This is a genomic window from Niallia alba, from assembly GCF_012933555.1.
In the GTDB taxonomy this organism is placed as follows: Bacteria; Bacillota; Bacilli; order Bacillales; family Cytobacillaceae; genus Niallia; species Niallia alba.
The window spans coordinates 2,781,579-2,798,819 of record NZ_JABBPK010000001.1; the positions used below are offsets into that span (position 1 = coordinate 2,781,579).

Below are 17,241 nucleotides of genomic sequence, written 5' to 3' on the forward strand. Positions count from 1 at the left end.
ATATTTTTCTTATTACTTGTAAACAATAAGAACAAAATCAAAAGGAGGTAAGTCAATGGATCTTAACATGACTGCTGATGAAGTAATGTTGGCTATTCAACAATTACGTACAAGTGGCATGAATATGAATAAAAAGAAAGTAAAACAAAGCCATCCAGATTTAATGCGCCATGCGCTACATTATTTTCCTGATTGGAATAGTGCAGTTGAAAAAAGCGAATTAGCTTAAAACTTAACCACTATTATTACTTCTTAGACATACATATTCAACAATCGTGTGATAGCACCAAAGACTTACAAAAAGACTTCTGTTAATTGTAATATTTACAATTATAGAAGCTAATAGAGACTTCCCATAAACATAAAACCATTTATTAATTGGTTGTATATAGAGGGAAGTTCTCTTTTTATTTGGCTATGACTGCATCATAGGTAGGGAAGAAGGGTACTAAAGATAATGAAGGAATTGATATTGTTATTAAAGAACGGCAATCGTTCCGCTCTCCTTGCGGCTCTTGTAAATACCATTATTTCTTTATTAAAAGGAGTTGCTTATTTTCTCACTGGTAATGTTGCAATGTTTGCAGAAACGATGCACTCTCTTGGAGATGCAGCCAATCAGTTTTTTGTATTTATTGGTTCTGCCTTGAGTAAAAAAGCACCTACAAAACGATTCCCTGGTGGATTCGGCAGACTTGTCAATATTGTTTTATTGTTTGCTGTTCTTATCGTCGGTATTATGGCATATGAAACAGTGCGTGAAGGAATTGACCATATTATTAGACCACAGGAATCGACTGGCTTTTTTCTTGTTATCATTGTCCTTTCCATATCTGTTTGCTTAGAGTTTACCGTATTAATAAAGGCAATGAGAGAAATCGTTACAACAGCTGGCTTAAAAACTAGAGGCTTACAATTATTCCCTTCTAGCTTTACCTATTTGAAATCAGCAAAACCAGCAACTAAATTGGTATTCTTAGAGGATTCCGTGGCAACAGCAGGAGGAATATTAGCAATCCTAGCAGTAATCGTATCGGAGTACACAAACTTTAAGCAAGCGGAAGGCATTGTATCCATCATTATTGGAATCTTTATGTTTATTGTGGTCGGTAAAGTATTCTTGGATAATGCCGCAGGTGCAATTGGTGAAGCTGACTTGGAGATGCAAGGTGTAATCGGCAATATTGCTATGAAAGATCCAGATGTACGAGATATTCAAGGCCTTGCTGTTTATAAAGAGGGAGAAGATTTTCATGTCGAACTTAGCATCGAAATCGATAGTAAGTTAACGGTCGAGCAAGTTGATAAAATCAGACAACGAATTGAAAAACAAATCCTCACAGAAAAGGGCGTATCCGATATTATCATTGAATTTGATAAAGATGATGGGATTTTAAATTGGCCTCACTCGATTCATAAATATGAAAAGCGGAAAAAAACGCATGAAATGGGAAAATATAACTAACCACCAATGGAGGATGAAGTCTCCGCTGATGGAATTTTCTTTATTTAAGGCTGTTTTCGAAAATTTGTTGCTAATAACCCGGAGCCGGAATACACTTTCCGTGGGGTTCGCAATGAGCCTCCAGGGTCTCAGACTGTCTTGCTAATCCCATGGTGTCTACTTGTATTCCGACTGTTTTATTTTTCCAACTCATTCATTTTTCTGATAAAAAACAGCATTTTTTTAGAAAACTTTCTTATTTAATAACCGCCTCTTCAAAGGGTGCGTAAAATACTCCTTTTGGGGCGAGGATATTTGTTTCTGACTCCTCTTCCCTTCCGTTTACTTTATAGTTGCCTGCTGGAAAGTAATCATAGTATCCTGAATTTATATGCAAATCCACATAATATTCATCCAGTTCCCTCATTAAAATATGATAAGCTTCCCTATCAATAATTTCGCCTAATTCATCTAATGCAAAATTTTCTCTAACTGCTTCCAGAAAAGGTTCACAAGAATCTGCAGCAATATATAAATCGACGTCACAGCATTCCATGCAAAGTAGAACCTCTTCTCCCTTTATATTTTCATATGCATCATCGACCATCTCTTTTAATATCTGTTTAATTTTTTCTTTATTAACCAAATTCATGGTTGTTTTCACTGCAATTCCCTCCAACTATTACGAGCTAAACAAAAATATCTATAGAATTATCATACACAAAAACAAGTACAAAATGAAATAATAACATTTTGTACTTGTTTATTCCCCCTTCAACTTTATTGCTTGTATAACCTCGTTTTCAAATATAGTTTTAATCTAAATGATTCAATAAATCCTTGCTGTTCATATACTCCAATGTATCATGTTGATAACGGGAAAGGATGTATTCAATTTGCGGCATTGGCGATACAATTGATATTTTCTTCTTTTTGATAATCCGAATAATTGGCTTTGCTGTTGATTTTGAATCTGCTATCACCCACTTCCCCTTCTTTTTTCTAAGTGTTAAATCAATAATACCAAGATGATTTCCCCAGTTTCCTGCTTGCACTGCTGGTTTTCCATTAATCAATCCCTTTTCATGATTAACTCCTTTTGGTCCTTTTTCTCCCTTTACTGGAAAAATGCCATGTGAATGTCCATAAAGGATAACATCGATTCCTTCCACCTTACTAATATCTCTTACGTTATTACCTGATTTTGGCCAATAATCCTGATCAGAATATAAGCCTGCATGTACTAAGGCAATGATTAAATCTGCCCCTTCTTTTTTCATTTGCGGAATGATTTCTTCTGCTGTTTTACGCATATTTTTTATAATAAGTTTATCTTTAAAATGTTCCTTATCCCATTCCTGTGTTATTGGAGTGATCAATCCGATTACTCCAACTTTTAAATTTTCCATTTTTCCTTTTTCAGCTACAACCATTTTATCCAATAATAAATACGGTTGAAAAAAATGAATATCATCCTGTTCGTAGCCGTTTCGATCATCCACATAAATATTCGCATTTGTATAGGGAAAATCAGCACCCATTAATGTGTTTAATAAAAAGTCCAACCCAAAATTAAATTCATGATTACCTACTGTTGCTGCATCATATCCCATTAAATTCATACTTTTGTAGGCCGGATGAATATCCGTTGAATAAAACATAGGGGAACTTGCTACATACTCCGCTAATGGACTTCCTTTTATGACATCACCAACATCAAACAATAGAGTATTTCTTTGCTCTTTTTTTGCCTGTACGATTAAACTAGCAACTCGGTTATATCCGAATTCAATCGTTTTCTTTTTTTTCTCATAATTATAATCCAATAGGTAAGAATGAATATCGGTTGTTTCCAAAATTCGCAGTTTAACGGTTGATTCATCAACAATCGCACTATTTGCTTCTATATGTTTTGCGTTTATTTGCATAAAAAGGATAAGTGTGACGGAAAGAATAATTAAAAATTTCTTTTTCATATGGTTGTCTCCCCTTTACTCCCAGCATTCCTTTCGATTCTCTTAGTTTATACATTAACGAAAAGAACTACACCAAGAGGAAGAAAGCATCAAACAAAATGATTTCCTAAAATAGAAAAATCGGGAAAATTGTCAACAATTTAGAAGTTTTGATAGCTTTTGTCTTGTTGCAGGAATTTACATCACGATTCTCTAAATAAATACATAAAGAGGCATATATATTACGTTGATATATAACAAAGGAGAGAGAGAAATGAAAGCATATACGATTAGAGAAGCATCTAAAAAACTTACTGCAACGCCAACTAAGTTAAAACAATGGGAAAAGGAGTTACAAGGAATTATCGTGATACCTAGAACTAAAACCGGGGCACGTATTTATACAGAAAAAGAAATTACATTACTTCATGAAGTAAAAAATTTATATAAAGAAAAACGGAAAACAGCAGAAGTCAAAGAAACATTGACGATGCTCATAAACAGACCTAAAGACGAAGAAGTTCAAAAACCAAAAAAGGAAGCAGACGATGAACAGACAAGCTTCGAAGTTGTTAATAAAAAGGAAATAGATTCGGCTCAGTCTATAGAATCTACACCATCACCTACTGCTGAACAAAATTTCCGCATCCTTCTTTCTTCCTTGGAAAATTACAAGCAAGATTTTCTAGAAGAAGTCAAAGATGAGATCCGTAATGGGCTTAAAAAAGAAGTATTAGAAACAATTACGAAGGAAATTAAAGCTGGCAGTGAAGAAACAATTCATCATATTACAAATTCAGTGAACAAAACACAGGAGAAAACTAGCGAACATTTGGAAGAGTTTTCTGAACTATTACATAAAAATACGGAAAAAACAGCAACGGGATATGAAGAAATTCAGTCTAAAATCAAGAAACTTTCTCAAATATCAAAAGCGGAAAGAAAAACATATTCCAAACAATGGACATCAAATGTTTCTTCCACTAAGGAAATTAAATCAATGATTGAACATCTTTCTAAATCGAACGAAGAATTAAATAAAACAGTGGAACAGTTAAATGAAAATGATCAATATTTAATGGAAACTCTCCGGTTAGAAAGAGAACAAATGAATAAAGAAATCAAACAAAGAGAAAGAAATTTTCAAGAATTAGTACAAACCTTTCGCCATACTGCTGCCTCTCAAGAAAAAAGGCGTCAATGGTGGAGAATTTTTTCTTGATTTTTACATAAGTATATAACGATAAATCTTATGTATAAATACTTAAAGAGTAATCAAAAAATTTTTCAATTTTTGGTTACTCTTTTTCTTTTGCGCTTTTTATATGATAGTATGGTATGGAGAAACGTAATAGTATGTATTAACTGGAGGTAAAAATGTCTACAAATTATAAAATTTTATTTCTTGATATTGACGGAACCATCTTAACACCGGAAGATACGATTCAAGATTCAACGAAAATAGCAGTACAATTAATGAAAGAAAAAGGATTAGAAGTCTTTTTAGCAACGGGTAGACCACTACATGAAATTTCCAATATTGGTGAAACACTTGCCATTCAATCGTTTATCGGATACAATGGCGCTTACGCTATACATAATGGTAAAGATGTATTTAGACAACCAATGAGCCCTGACTTAGTAACCAAATACTTAGAGATTGCAAACGAAAAAGGAAATGAACTAATTTTATATACAAATACTCATAATCTACTTTCACATCCTGAAGGAGAAATGACGAAACAATTTAGTGCAAAATTCCATCTAAAGAAGAATAGAGCCTTTACGACAGATGAAAAAGAAAACATCCTTGGAATAACCGTTGTAAACTTAAAAGAAGAAGATATTGCTTTATACGAAGCATTCCCTGACGTTCACCTTTCGCAAGTAAACATTGATGGATTCAGGCATTCTTATGATGTCATTAGCGATAAAGTCAATAAAGGATTTGCCGTATCCCTTATTCTAAAAAAATTGGACATCGAAAAAGCATCTTCCATTGCCTTTGGAGATGGCCTTAACGACAAAGAAATGCTCCAAGTAGTCGGAGAAGGCTTCGCAATGGGAAATGCTCACGAGATGTTGTTCTCGTATGCAAAACATAAAACAACTTCTGTGACAGATTCAGGAATATACAATGGTTTAAAATGGCTAGGATTAATTACAGAATAATTGGAAATACTCTTTTAAACCAAAGGATCGGTCTCAAGTTAAGAGACCGATCCTTTTTAAACTTCTGTACTTTCTTCACTAGCATCCTGTTTATTTAGATGCTGTAAAACTTTTTTATCAAAATATTCTTCGTTCATTTTGTAGGAGATTTCAAAAGCTGGCGTGGTTGCGAACTCTTTTTTAATCCAGTAGTAATTATCTTCTTTCGTTGGCTCTGTTAAATCAAGCATTATAGTAATTTCAAGAGAAATAAGATTTTTATTCTTCGTAATATTAACAGTTGGATTCGTACTTCGAGCTACTTTGTTCATTAGCTTTTTATTAAATAGCATGGAAAAGTGCAGCTCGTTACCGCTTTTATTTTTCTTATTCAGTTTCAGTAAATAGGAATCACCTAGATCTACTAATTTTTCTTTATCCATATTTTCGATTGCTAATATTAACCGTATGTACGTATTTTCCACTGGTGCAATGTTTATTTTTGTTGAGCTCATTTGTAACCTCCTCTTACTTGAAACCGTAAAATTGACCCTTTTTATCATATGACAACATCTCGTTTATTATAACGAAAAAAACTGTCCAAAAATAGCTGCTTTCGCATAATTTTATCCCACTCTTAACGAACAGTAAGACTCCCGCCTCAAGTTTATGAGTACACGAGGAAGATAACTGGGAGATCAACTGTCCGGTCCGATTGGTTCACCTAACCATCATGGGGGAGGAAGGAAACTCCCCCATGATGGAAGTTTCACTTTATAATGGCAATATAACTTCTTTTCGATATCTATCTCTTCGCAGCCTTAATCTCCTACTTTGTATATTCTTATCTTTCTAACGTCATAATGCAAATAAAATGCTTGTCTTTCATATAAAAATAAAAAAGGAAGCATTTTTGCAGGAAATAAGTGTGTGCAATGTGTATAATAAATAATAATAACTTATTAATAGTTAAAAGGAATATTTTAAAATGAGGAGTTTAAAAATGAAAGAAATTAAAACAGTAGATGTATTTGAAGAAATTATTAATAATGGAGAAATAAATATTGTAAAGTTTTTTACGACTTGGTGTCCAGATTGTACAAGAATGGATATGTTCATTGACGATATCGTTGAAGCAAATAATGACAAAACATGGTATACCCTAAATAAAGATGAACTGCCAGAAATAGCTGAAAAATACGATGTAATGGGAATACCAAGCCTACTAATTTTTAAAAACGGCGAAAAAATCGGTCATTTACATAGTGCTAATGCAAAAACACCTGAACAAGTTGAAGAATTTTTAGCAGCATATAAATAATTTAATCACATACACATCAGCTCCAAAGTACTTACAGCTAGACACAAATTTGCTTTAAAACTTATATTTTTTTAAAGGTCAAAAAAGAAGCTGGGACATAAGTATTTTCAACCAAATAACCCCAAACGATTATACGTACATGCTAAGAAAAGTTCGTATAATCCGTTTGGGGTATTATTCATTTTAAGAAAGAAGGTTTGTGGTGATCACCCGCAGCCTGAATACACTTATATTTTGTTTTGTCCCAGTCTGTTTATATTGCCTTCTCTATTTCTAAATCAACCTGTATTACGTAAACCGGCAGCAATACCATTAATTGTTAAAAGAACTTGGTTCAATAATTCCTTATCTGGAATTTCCTGTTCACGAAGCTGTTTAATTAACTCTACTTGGAAGAAATTCAATGGATCTACATATGGATTTCTTCTATAAACTGATTCTTGAATAGAAGGAGTGTGATCAAGTAATTCTTCAATTCCTGTTATTTCTAGCAAGATCGTTTTTGTTTTATTATATTCTTCTTTAATAATTTGATAAATACGATTCCCAATTGCTTCATCCTCAACAAGAGAAGAATATTCTCTAGCAGTTGTTAAATCTGCCTTCATTAAAGCCATCTGTAAATTATCGATTGTTGAGCGGAAGAATGGCCACTTCGCATACATTTGCTTTAGAATTTCAAGATTGCCTGGCTTTTGTTGGGCGAATTCAGAAAGTCCTGTACCAGACGCATACCAAGCTGGAAGTAGTTGTCTGCTTTGCGTCCAAGCAAATACCCATGGAATTGCACGTAAATTGTCAAACGTTGTTTTATTTTTTCTACTCATTGGTCTCGAACCAATTTTTAAATTACCTATTTCATTTAAAGGTGTTGCTTCTTTAAAATAAGTCATAAAATCAGGATCATTAAATACTAACGATTGATATTTAGCAAGAGAAATAGCAGAAATTTCTTCCATGCAATCTTCCCAAAGACTTCTTTCCTCTTTATGCTCGCTAATATCCTTTGATATATGGGCAATTGCCATAAGCAAAGTGGAAGTTGCTTGCTCTAAGCTTCTAAAAGCGATATCTTCCAATAAATAACGCGAAGATAATACTTCCCCTTGTTCCGTGATTTTTACCCCATCTCCTAATGTTTCAGCTGGTTGAGAAAGGATACTTTTATTTAATGGACCGCCACCACGACCAAGCGAACCACCACGACCATGGAAAAACTTTAAGCCGATTTGATAGTTACTTGCCATTTCATGAATTTCACGCTGTGCTTTGTATAATTTCCAATTCGCTGTTAAGGTACCGCCATCTTTACTACCATCAGAATATCCTAACATAATTTCCTGTTGATCATTATGCTGTCTTAAGTGCTCTCGATAAACGGGCATACGGAATAATGTTTCAATAATTTCAGGTCCAGCAACTAAGTCATCAATCGTTTCTAACAATGGTGCAACATTTAAACGACTCTCAACCGTGCCATCTGCATGTAAGCGATAAATTCCAGCTTCTTTTGCTAATACAAGCACTTCTAGAATATCACTTGGTGAACGAGTCATACTTACTAAGTATACATTAATAGCACGTTCTCCAAATTTCTTATGCGCCTCTCTTATCATGGAAAATGTACTAATCATTTCCTGTGTTTCATCTGAATAATCCTCATTTAATAAAAGAATCGGACGTGGATCATTTAAGACAGTTTCAAGTATGCGCAACTTTTCGTTTTCCGGTAAGTTTTTATAATCATCTGTTATGCCAACTTTACGTAAAATCTCATCAATAGCAGCTTCATGCTCCCCACTATGATTTCGAATATCCAATGTTGCTAAATGGAATCCAAACAGTTGAACCTGACGAATCATTTTTTGTAAATCCTTTTGCTGATGTGCTTTAGGTTGATGCAACGCAAAACTTTCTTGGATTAAAAATAAATCATCTAATAGCTCTTGTACTTTCACATAGCCTTTATCAGACTTCCCATATTCCCTTAATCTTTCCAAAATTACTGAAAACTTTCTGCGATAAACTTCTTTTTCAACCGGCCATTTTTTTTCAGGAGTCAAATATAACTGTTCTTCCTCTATAATGGATTGAATTAGCTTTGAGCTAACTTTTACACGATTGGTAGAATGGCTAAATTTCTTCATTAATTCGTCAACTGCATCCATGTATTTCTGAATTACCAATTCATTTTGTTTATGAAGTGTTTGCCATGTAACATCCGGAGTTACATTCGGATTACCATCTCGGTCTCCCCCGATCCAAGAACCAAACCATAGGAAATTAGGTACTTTCCACTCAAAGTTAGGATAGTTTTCGAGGAGCGCATCCTGAACTTCTTGATGAATTTCTGGCAAAACATCAAACAAAGTCTGATCGAAATAATAAAGCCCATTTCTTACTTCATCCATTACAGTAGGACGTTCTTGACGAAGCTCATCTGTTTGCCACATAATCGTGATTTCTTCAAAAAGATCTTCGTCTAACTGTTGTCGCTCTTTTTTCGTTAACATTGGATTATCAAGCTGTTTCATGATAGTAGCAATTCTTTTTTGAATCTCTAAAATTGTACGTTTTGTTGATTCTGTTGGATGTGCAGTAATGATTAGTTCTAGCGAAAGAGTATTTAACACCTCTTGAATCGTTTCTTCCGATAAATCCTTTTGTTTAAATGCCATTATTGCACGATCAATTGAATACGGCTGTACGCCTTTTTCTTGACTCAATTGATATTCTCTTCTTCGACGAATGCGATGATTTAATTCAGCAACATTCACTAAATGGAAATATTTCGAAAACGCACGAATTACTTGTCGGCGAACAGGTTTATCTAATTTTTCCATTTCAAGCTTTAATTGGTTATATGTATGTTCATTATTTGTTTCGCGCAGTTCTTTTGCTAACTTACGAATTACCTCTACCTTTTCTAATAATTCTTGGCCACCATGGTGGATAAGCACTTCACCAAGAATATTACCAAGGTGTTTGACATCTTTCCGTAAAGGTAAACTGCTCTCATTTCCTTTTATCGTTGTTGTCATTAGATTACCATCCCTTAATCTAAATTTTTTTACATAAATACTTTATTACCATTAATCCTATCACTAATCTTTTAAAAATTCATTAACAAAAATCAATAATTAATAGATAGAAAAGATAGATTTCGAATAATTTATCTAATATTTATATCAATTATTCATCAATAACAAAAAACAGAGTATTTTCAATCTATTTTTGAGTATTTATGGAAATAAATAGGCTATTCATTATATTTACTTGAATCTCATAATTTTGGTTACATAATGTATATAACCTAAATATTTAAATGTGTAAACCTTTTTGCGTAAAGTTATTTAAATTTGACGGATTTTATTTAGTACAGGTTCCATTTAGTAGAAAACATTAGCATATAATAACCAGGATGGAAATATCGTTTTTGAGAAATTAATTTTTAGGAAGTGTAAAAAAAGGCTGTTTTCGTAAATTTTGTTGCTATGACCCGCAGCCTGAATACACTCCGCTTTCCGTGGGGCTCGCGCTGAGCCGCGGTCTGCCTTTGGCCTGCAGGGTCTCAGGCTGTCTCGCTAATCCCACAGGAGTCTACGTGTATTCAGGCTGCTCAGATTTACTCATTAATTGATTTTTTCTATTGAGAAAGCAACAATCTTTTAGAAAAACTCTCATGGCGGCGTTACCCGCCGCCACCGTCTATCATGAAAACTTGCTCCTATCCCATGATAGAAAGTCTAAACCACTTAACACCTGACCATAATTAATAGTACAATACGACCAGTCCGAAGACTGTTTGGTGGATCAATACAAGTTGATACCCCGTTAGAAAAACTGGTTGTGACAGTTTAAAAGAACCGTCTAATGTGTTTATAAACACGAATACAAAAATTTTGTATGATGACTTCTGTCGCTTGTATTGTATTAAAAATCTTTGAGGTGATTATATGGAAGCTATGATTGAACGGTGTGCAGGCCTAGATGTACACCAAGAAACAGTAGTTGCTTGTGTTTTATTTGGTTCATTAGATAAAAAACCAAATAAAGAGATTCAAACCTTTCCAACAACCACAAGTGGCCTTTTGGCACTTAGCGACTGGCTATCCTCACACAAAATAACGGATGCTGTAATGGAAAGTACCGGTGTATATTGGAAGCCCGTTTGGAATGTTATAGAATGTGACTTCCAATTAATCCTCGCCAATGCCCAACATGTTAAAAATGTTCCCGGAAGGAAAACAGACGTAAAAGATGCGGAGTGGTTAGCTAAACTTTTGCGTTCTGGACTAATTGAAAAAAATTTTGTACCGCCCAAAGAAATTCGTGATTTGCGAGATTTAACCCGGTATCGTAAAAAACTCATCCATACACGAACTTCTGAGCGCAATCGAATCCACAAAATTCTACAGGATGCAAATATTAAACTAACTTCTGTTTTATCTGACATTTTTGGTGTCACTGGTTGTCGCATTATTGAAGCCCTAATAAACGGCGAAAAAATAGGTGTGTTTGAACTTCAACAAATGGTTGATTCAAGAGTTAAGGCGAGCACAACAGATATTGCAGAAGCCCTTAACGGTGGAATACGTAAACATCATATTGATATGTTACGTTTCCATTGGGACCATATCAATCACATCGATGAAACAATCGAAAAAGTAGTTGAACGCATAGACCAAGCGCTTATTCCTTATCAAGAGGAGTGCGAACTACTAGATACCATACCGGGTGTGGATAAAAATGCATCCGCAATCTTTATAGCTGAAATGGGTGTAGACATGTCAGTATTTAAAAGTTCTAAACATCTAGCCTCATGGGCTGGAGTGAGTCCAGGAAATTATGAGAGTGCCGGTAAAAAAAAAACAGGTAAAACTCAGTACGGAAACAAATCATTAAGAACCACCGCTGTTGAATGTTCCATGGCTACAGATAGACAGTATAATCGCATATCTGCACATAGAAAAAGAATTATGAAACGACAAGGAAAATCGAAAGCACGGATCGCTTCCGCTCATTTAATCCTAACAATTGCTTACAATATTTTAAAAACAAGGCAACCATATCAGGAACTAGGCCCTGATTATGTTGATCTCGAACAAAGTAAAGAACAAAAAATGATTCAATACTTAAAAAGGAAAGGGTATCGTATTGAACCCACTAATGAACAAATTGCTTAATGAATAACAAAAGCACTATATTTAATCATTCCTAGCCTTTTAAAAAAGTTCAAATTTAGAAGGTTCAGCTTAGTGTTGCCTTTTACCTAAAGAGTTTTCATACAAACAGCCAAAAAAAAGGAAGTGTCTCCACTTCCTTTTTTTAATGATGATGATGTTCTTTTGATGGATTATAAATTGTAAAACCTGGTTGTGGAACATGGAAATATTGAATCCATACACCATCCAAGAACTCTGCCTCTCTTGTATCCAATAAAATAGGAATGTCCTTATCAGATTGAACAATTTCATCATGCTCAGTCTTTTGGTCCAATTTCAGATCATAATGAGCATGGTTTCCATGATTCTCAGTTATGTATACGCGAATCATTTCTCCTTCTTCAGCCTTTTCTAGCATTTGATTGAGAACTTTTACCGCGTGTCTGTTTATTTTGACTTTCATTCTAATAATCCTCCTAAGCAAACATTTGCCTTCTTCTAATACCACTCTATTGTAATCTCCTATTCCGGCGTTTGCAAATAATCAAGACTTTTTAGAGAAATTTCTTAGAATTACTACAAACGTAGCAGCCAAACATACCAACAGCTAACATTCATAATCTTAAGTACCCAAAATAAAAAGCAACCCAACAACAGATTGGAATTGCTACTTTACCATTTATAACGCTAGATCACCGCAAGATCTTTTTGAATAGATTTTAAATCATTAAGTTCACTTGCAAATAAATCAAATTGCTCTTTATTCAAGCCATCTAAAGACTCATTTACTTTATATTCTAAATAATTCATTCTCAATTCCATGTCCAGTAAAGATGTAATCTTTTTACTGGAGATAAATTCTTCGATTTCATCCACAAACATGAAAAAACTATAATCCTTTATCATGACAAGTAAAAGCCAGCCAAGTGAATCAACGTACTTTCTTTCCTCAGTAACCGTAATGATATCACCTTTATGTAAATCTAGAATGAATGAATGTTCAGGTCTAGGACAGGTACATTCGATCATATATTGAAATGGAGCTAAAACAATGAAATCATTTTTCATTATATCTTACACCTTCCTATTCTTTTCGTTTATTTGTTATTATTTTAAATGAAAATGATTATCACTGTCAATTAATTTTTCCTTTATAATAAACTTTATAAAAATAGAGGATGGGACATAACTAAATAGATACTCTGTAAAGACGAACAATTTCTAATATAGCTAGTAAATAGCGGCTGCTTTCGCATACTTTTTACAAGAGGAAATATAATTAGTTGGAAAAACAGAGCAGCCGGAATACACGAAGACTCCTATGGGATTAGCGAGACAGTCTGAGACCCTGCAGGCCACAGGCCGAAGCGGCTCAGCGCGAGCCCCATGGAAAGCGAAGTGTATTCCGGCTGCGGGGAATCGCACCAAACTTCATGGAAACATCCTTTGAAAAACAAATAAAAGCCCGAACAATTATACGGAACATTCATTAGCATCTTCGTATAATTGTTCGGAATTATCCTTGGCTGGAATACTTATGTCCCAGCCTCTTTATTTTGCCGTTAAACAGACTGTGTTTCAACAACTGTAGGAACTTTTTCTATATTACTTTTGCTTGTATTTCGATGTGCTATTTTTTCCTTAAAAGTACTCATCATAAAGGAAATAATAAATACTGATACAATGCTGTATAGGCCTCTAACTAGTCCAACACTATACAAGCCAATTAAAATAACGATTGTATCAAAAATAAAATTTGTTTTCCCCATATTCCAATTAAATTGTTTTTGAAGCGTAATAGAGAGAATTTGTGCGCCCCCTAAGGACGAACCATTCATAAACAAAATAATTGTTCCTATTCCAATAATAACACCACCGATCATGGAACCTAATAAAGGATAAAGGGCAAATGGCGGAAGAATGAGGGAATGTAAATAAGAAAATAAAGTAACTAACGAAACCGCTAATATGGTGGACAAAGTAAATTTTTTGCCCATTTTAAAATAAGATAAAATATAAAATGGAATGTTTATTAAAGTAAATAAGATGGAAAAAGAAATAGGTAGCAAATAAGATACACTTAATGCAAGTCCTGCTGTTCCTCCAGTGACAATCGCAGATCCTTTTAATAAATACAGACCAAATGATGTAATTAAACATCCAAACATCATAACAATTATTTTTTTCAACTACATACACTCCTATAGTAATGATTATAAGTGGAAGGTAAACGAGGATTCATTGATGAAATCCTATAAACATGTGGTTTTTTGGGTGGAATTCTTACATATATAATGATAGAATATATCGAAGCATTTTTACATACCAATATGAATGTAATTATCTTGTACATCTTCAATTTCGCATGAATATTTGTGCGATTACATTCAATTTGCAAAAAGGAGCATTCGTTAAAATGGATAAAGTTGACATACAACTACTTAAAATTTTACAGGAAGATGCAAGAATTACAGTTAGTGATTTATCCAAAAAATTAGCTTTAAGCCGTCCAAGCGTTTCGGAAAGGTTATTAAGACTGCAAGAAAAAGGGATTATTTTAGAATTTAGCGCAAGAATATCTCCTGCAAAGTTAGGGAGAGAAACACTATTATTTATTCAAATTAGTGAACTAAAAGAAGAGCCTCATGCATTTGAGGAGTTTATCAAAACAGAAACGGATATTATTGAATGCCATCGCGTAACCGGTACTGTGAGTTATATAATTAAAGCAGCTGTTTCTGGAATAGACGGAATGAGAAACTTGGTTGATCGTCTAATTCCATACGGCACCATTAATACCTCTGTTATTTTAGCGTCACCTGTTCCATATAGACATATCTTGCCAAACGACCGGTCAGAAAATTAGACTAAAGATTCGCTATATAAAAAATGAAAAAGTCTGTGTAACCACAAGGAACAATAAAACACTCCTTATGATTACCAGACTTTTATTCTTTTTGTTTCAATATAGAGAATAATTCCTGAAGATGATGAATTTCATATGTTGGCTGGATTTCTTGGTTTATAACATTTTCACGATTAATCCAGACTGACTTAATTCCCGTACGGTTTGCCCCTAAAATATCTGTCATTAAATTATCACCAACCATCAAGCATTCTGATTTGTCTACACCTACTAGAGAAACGGCATGCTCAAAGATGGAAGGATCAGGCTTTCCTCTCCCAAAATCTCCAGAAATAACAATATAATCGAAATAAGGAGAAATCTCTGGTGTGATGGATAGCTTTGTATTTTGCAAATGAGGAGATCCGTTCGTTAATAATAATAAAGAATATTTCCCCTTTAATTGATCAAGAACTGAAAATGTTTCTTCAAAAACATAAGGTGATTTCTTTCTGTTCTCTGGAAAAGCTTTAGCTAGTTCTTCACCGAAGTTGTGATCATGGATCCCTAATGTTAACAATCCTTTTGTCCATGCTTCTTTTTGATAAACAGGAATAAGCTCTCTCATTTTTGGAAAGAAATCATGTTCTTCTAGAAACTCTCCCCAAAGTCCTTCAAATGGATTAATACCTATCATTTTCGTAAATGCATAGGTATCATAGCCTTCATATAAAGCTCTTGCTTCTTTTCGTACCGCTTCTTCTAAACGTTCAGCTGAAATATTATATCTTTCTTCTGCCAATTTACAAGTCTTTAAGAAAGCTTCTTGTACACTTTTTTTATCCCATAATAACGTATCATCCAAGTCAAAAAGAATTGCTTTAATCGTCATTCACTGTTTCTCCTTTTTAAACAAAAATATTTTATTTAGGGCAAAGCCTAAAAAAAGTAATCTTTCTTTATTAGATTACAAGTGTTTCTTCACAACGTAAACCCTTCTTTTTATAAAAAAAAGGATTTCGCATCATAGAAGCAAAATCCTTTTTTTGGATCTCAACGTTAAAATAATATCCTAAAATATCATTTCAATTTTTTTATAAAAACAACTTTTAGATAATTGCTTTCCTTTACTTCTTTAATATTCGCAAAATCATTGGGTAAGCCGAATTGCTCAACAATTTGATACCTTTCTTTTTGCTGATTAAAAGCTGCTTCAATAAAACTTCTGAACTTTTTCATATCAAAGGTTGCACAATTAGTGGAAGCAACAATAATTCCATTTTGATTCGTAATGGCAATTGCTTCCCTTAATAAATTCGTATAGTCTTTTGCAGCTCGAAACGTATGCTTTTTTGAACGAGCGAAACTTGGTGGATCTAATATAACCATATCGAAGGAAAGTTGTTTCTTTACAGCGTATTTAAAATAATGAAAAACATCTTCTACCATAATTTTTTGCTTGGATACGTCGATTCCATTTAACAGAAAATTATCCGCTGTTTTTTGTTTACTCCGATTTGCTAAATCGACACTCGTTGTCGATACACTGCCACCAACAGCTGCCGCGACTGAAAATGCACCTGTATAGGAAAAGGTATTAAGGACATTCTTTCCTCTCGCGTATTTATCACGGATAGTTTTACGAACATCTTTTTGATCTAAAAAAATCCCTGTCATTGCACCTTCATTTAAATTCACCGAATATTTAACACCGTTTTCTAAAATAGTGATTGGAAAATCGCCCTTTTTCCCAGCGACAAAATCATCATCTTCCATATAAGTTCCATTATCGTCAAATCTTTTTTTCTCATAAATTCCCTCCACATCTAAGAGGTGCAGTAAAGATTCAACAATCAAGCTTTTGTATTTGTATATTCCAATACTATACCATTGTATTAGAAGATAATTTTGATAGAGATCTACAGAGAATCCGCCTATTCCATCGCCTTCCCCATTAAAAATACGGAAAGCAGTTGTTTCTGTATCTTTAAAATAGGTAACTCTTTTATCAATCGCTTTCTTTAATTGTTCTTCAAAAAAAGTACGGTCAATTGACTTGTTCTTTTCTCTAGTTAAAATCCAACCAATTCCCTTATTTTGAATGGCGTAATAGCCTCTGCCGATAAATTTATTCTTTTTCGTTACAACATCTATAATTTGCCCTTCTTCTAAATCAAGGTTAGTCGCAATAGCGTCTTTATATATTAAGGGATTACCATTTAGTAAATTTTTTTCAAATGGTGTTTCAATTTGCACTGTTACAATTTCCATTTTGCCACCTTTAACTTTCCAACCTAATATTTTATTTTCTCTTTCTATTATACATGAAAAGAGACTAGGCGCTAGTTCCCTTAAAAGCA

16 protein-coding genes are annotated in these 17,241 nt (G+C 33.8%); 7 read left to right on the forward strand and 9 right to left on the reverse strand.

Annotation, left to right across the window (positions count from 1 at the left end):
- Positions 1-55: 55 nt before the first annotated feature.
- Together HHU08_RS13315 and HHU08_RS13320 are read left to right on the forward strand one after the other, a co-directional pair.
- The gene (locus HHU08_RS13315; RefSeq protein ID WP_016203650.1) at positions 56-229 is read left to right on the forward strand and encodes a hypothetical protein; all 174 of its coding nucleotides are present in this window, start codon (positions 56-58) and stop codon (positions 227-229) included.
- 228 nt (positions 230-457) lie between these two features.
- Positions 458-1,465, forward strand: a complete 1,008-nt coding sequence (locus HHU08_RS13320; protein ID WP_016203649.1) for a cation diffusion facilitator family transporter — start codon at positions 458-460, stop codon at positions 1,463-1,465.
- A gap of 235 nt (positions 1,466-1,700) precedes the next feature.
- Here the strand turns inward: HHU08_RS13320 and HHU08_RS13325 are convergent, their stop codons facing one another.
- Both HHU08_RS13325 and HHU08_RS13330 read right to left on the reverse strand, forming a co-directional pair.
- Positions 1,701-2,108: a hypothetical protein gene (locus tag HHU08_RS13325; protein ID WP_016203648.1), complete on the reverse strand. Its 408-nt coding sequence runs from the start codon at positions 2,106-2,108 to the stop codon at positions 1,701-1,703.
- A 151-nt stretch (positions 2,109-2,259) separates the two neighbouring features.
- Positions 2,260-3,420, reverse strand: a complete 1,161-nt coding sequence (locus tag HHU08_RS13330) for a metallophosphoesterase (protein WP_016203647.1) — start codon at positions 3,418-3,420, stop codon at positions 2,260-2,262.
- A 253-nt stretch (positions 3,421-3,673) separates the two neighbouring features.
- Here HHU08_RS13330 and HHU08_RS13335 point away from each other — a divergent pair, with 253 nt between their 5' ends.
- Both HHU08_RS13335 and HHU08_RS13340 read left to right on the forward strand, forming a co-directional pair.
- On the forward strand, positions 3,674-4,621 hold the full coding sequence (locus tag HHU08_RS13335; protein ID WP_016203646.1) for a MerR family transcriptional regulator: 948 nt from the start codon (positions 3,674-3,676) through the stop codon (positions 4,619-4,621).
- A gap of 155 nt (positions 4,622-4,776) precedes the next feature.
- Entirely contained in the window at positions 4,777-5,571 is a 795-nt protein-coding gene (locus tag HHU08_RS13340) for an HAD family hydrolase (protein WP_016203645.1), read from the forward strand.
- A gap of 56 nt (positions 5,572-5,627) precedes the next feature.
- Here the strand turns inward: HHU08_RS13340 and HHU08_RS13345 are convergent, their stop codons facing one another.
- Positions 5,628-6,065 (reverse strand): hypothetical protein, encoded by a 438-nt coding sequence (locus HHU08_RS13345; RefSeq protein ID WP_016203644.1) that lies wholly within the window; start codon positions 6,063-6,065, stop codon positions 5,628-5,630.
- Between the two features lie 488 nt (positions 6,066-6,553).
- On the opposite strand from HHU08_RS13345, the gene HHU08_RS13350 reads away from it, so the two are divergent.
- On the forward strand, positions 6,554-6,871 hold the full coding sequence (locus tag HHU08_RS13350) for a thioredoxin family protein (protein WP_016203643.1): 318 nt from the start codon (positions 6,554-6,556) through the stop codon (positions 6,869-6,871).
- Positions 6,872-7,149: 278 nt separating this feature from the next.
- On the opposite strand, the gene ppc is transcribed toward HHU08_RS13350, so the two are convergent.
- Positions 7,150-9,912: a phosphoenolpyruvate carboxylase gene (ppc, locus tag HHU08_RS13355; protein ID WP_169188653.1), complete on the reverse strand. Its 2,763-nt coding sequence runs from the start codon at positions 9,910-9,912 to the stop codon at positions 7,150-7,152.
- 915 nt (positions 9,913-10,827) lie between these two features.
- Between ppc and HHU08_RS13360 the strand changes: the two genes are divergently transcribed.
- Complete coding sequence (locus HHU08_RS13360; protein ID WP_100525939.1) at positions 10,828-12,057, forward strand: IS110 family RNA-guided transposase; 1,230 nt, start codon at positions 10,828-10,830, stop codon at positions 12,055-12,057.
- A gap of 142 nt (positions 12,058-12,199) precedes the next feature.
- Here HHU08_RS13360 and HHU08_RS13365 read toward each other — a convergent pair whose 3' ends face one another.
- The 3 genes from HHU08_RS13365 to HHU08_RS13375 all read right to left on the reverse strand — a co-directional run bounded on the left by HHU08_RS13365 (position 12,200) and on the right by HHU08_RS13375 (position 14,225).
- On the reverse strand, positions 12,200-12,499 hold the full coding sequence (locus HHU08_RS13365; RefSeq protein WP_016205504.1) for a HesB/YadR/YfhF-family protein: 300 nt from the start codon (positions 12,497-12,499) through the stop codon (positions 12,200-12,202).
- Positions 12,500-12,723: 224 nt separating this feature from the next.
- The gene (locus tag HHU08_RS13370; protein WP_016205505.1) at positions 12,724-13,104 is read right to left on the reverse strand and encodes a hypothetical protein; all 381 of its coding nucleotides are present in this window, start codon (positions 13,102-13,104) and stop codon (positions 12,724-12,726) included.
- A 494-nt stretch (positions 13,105-13,598) separates the two neighbouring features.
- Positions 13,599-14,225, reverse strand: a complete 627-nt coding sequence (locus HHU08_RS13375) for a YitT family protein (protein ID WP_169188654.1) — start codon at positions 14,223-14,225, stop codon at positions 13,599-13,601.
- 227 nt (positions 14,226-14,452) lie between these two features.
- On the opposite strand from HHU08_RS13375, the gene HHU08_RS13380 reads away from it, so the two are divergent.
- A complete protein-coding gene (locus HHU08_RS13380; protein ID WP_016203641.1) occupies positions 14,453-14,902 on the forward strand; it encodes an Lrp/AsnC family transcriptional regulator in 450 nt (149 codons plus the stop codon).
- An 82-nt stretch (positions 14,903-14,984) separates the two neighbouring features.
- Here the strand turns inward: HHU08_RS13380 and HHU08_RS13385 are convergent, their stop codons facing one another.
- A complete protein-coding gene (locus HHU08_RS13385; protein ID WP_016203640.1) occupies positions 14,985-15,773 on the reverse strand; it encodes an HAD family hydrolase in 789 nt (262 codons plus the stop codon).
- A 188-nt stretch (positions 15,774-15,961) separates the two neighbouring features.
- Complete coding sequence (locus tag HHU08_RS13390; RefSeq protein WP_040343599.1) at positions 15,962-17,152, reverse strand: class I SAM-dependent rRNA methyltransferase; 1,191 nt, start codon at positions 17,150-17,152, stop codon at positions 15,962-15,964.
- Positions 17,153-17,241: the final 89 nt, after the last annotated feature.

What these genes read in the sequence shown, in the direction of transcription:
- HHU08_RS13385 (WP_016203640.1), bottom strand. Translation starts at nt 15,773, where the DNA reads ATGACGATTAAAGCAATTCTTTTTGACTTGGATGATACGTTATTATGG.
- HHU08_RS13370 (WP_016205505.1), bottom strand. Translation starts at nt 13,104, where the DNA reads ATGAAAAATGATTTCATTGTTTTAGCTCCATTTCAATATATGATCGAA.
- HHU08_RS13320 (WP_016203649.1), top strand. Translation starts at nt 458, where the DNA reads ATGAAGGAATTGATATTGTTATTAAAGAACGGCAATCGTTCCGCTCTC.
- HHU08_RS13390 (WP_040343599.1), bottom strand. Translation starts at nt 17,152, where the DNA reads ATGGAAATTGTAACAGTGCAAATTGAAACACCATTTGAAAAAAATTTA.
- HHU08_RS13330 (WP_016203647.1), bottom strand. Translation starts at nt 3,420, where the DNA reads ATGAAAAAGAAATTTTTAATTATTCTTTCCGTCACACTTATCCTTTTT.
- HHU08_RS13360 (WP_100525939.1), top strand. Translation starts at nt 10,828, where the DNA reads ATGGAAGCTATGATTGAACGGTGTGCAGGCCTAGATGTACACCAAGAA.
- HHU08_RS13340 (WP_016203645.1), top strand. Translation starts at nt 4,777, where the DNA reads ATGTCTACAAATTATAAAATTTTATTTCTTGATATTGACGGAACCATC.
- HHU08_RS13350 (WP_016203643.1), top strand. Translation starts at nt 6,554, where the DNA reads ATGAAAGAAATTAAAACAGTAGATGTATTTGAAGAAATTATTAATAAT.
- HHU08_RS13365 (WP_016205504.1), bottom strand. Translation starts at nt 12,499, where the DNA reads ATGAAAGTCAAAATAAACAGACACGCGGTAAAAGTTCTCAATCAAATG.
- HHU08_RS13345 (WP_016203644.1), bottom strand. Translation starts at nt 6,065, where the DNA reads ATGAGCTCAACAAAAATAAACATTGCACCAGTGGAAAATACGTACATA.
- HHU08_RS13315 (WP_016203650.1), top strand. Translation starts at nt 56, where the DNA reads ATGGATCTTAACATGACTGCTGATGAAGTAATGTTGGCTATTCAACAA.
- HHU08_RS13380 (WP_016203641.1), top strand. Translation starts at nt 14,453, where the DNA reads ATGGATAAAGTTGACATACAACTACTTAAAATTTTACAGGAAGATGCA.
- ppc (WP_169188653.1), bottom strand. Translation starts at nt 9,912, where the DNA reads ATGACAACAACGATAAAAGGAAATGAGAGCAGTTTACCTTTACGGAAA.
- HHU08_RS13335 (WP_016203646.1), top strand. Translation starts at nt 3,674, where the DNA reads ATGAAAGCATATACGATTAGAGAAGCATCTAAAAAACTTACTGCAACG.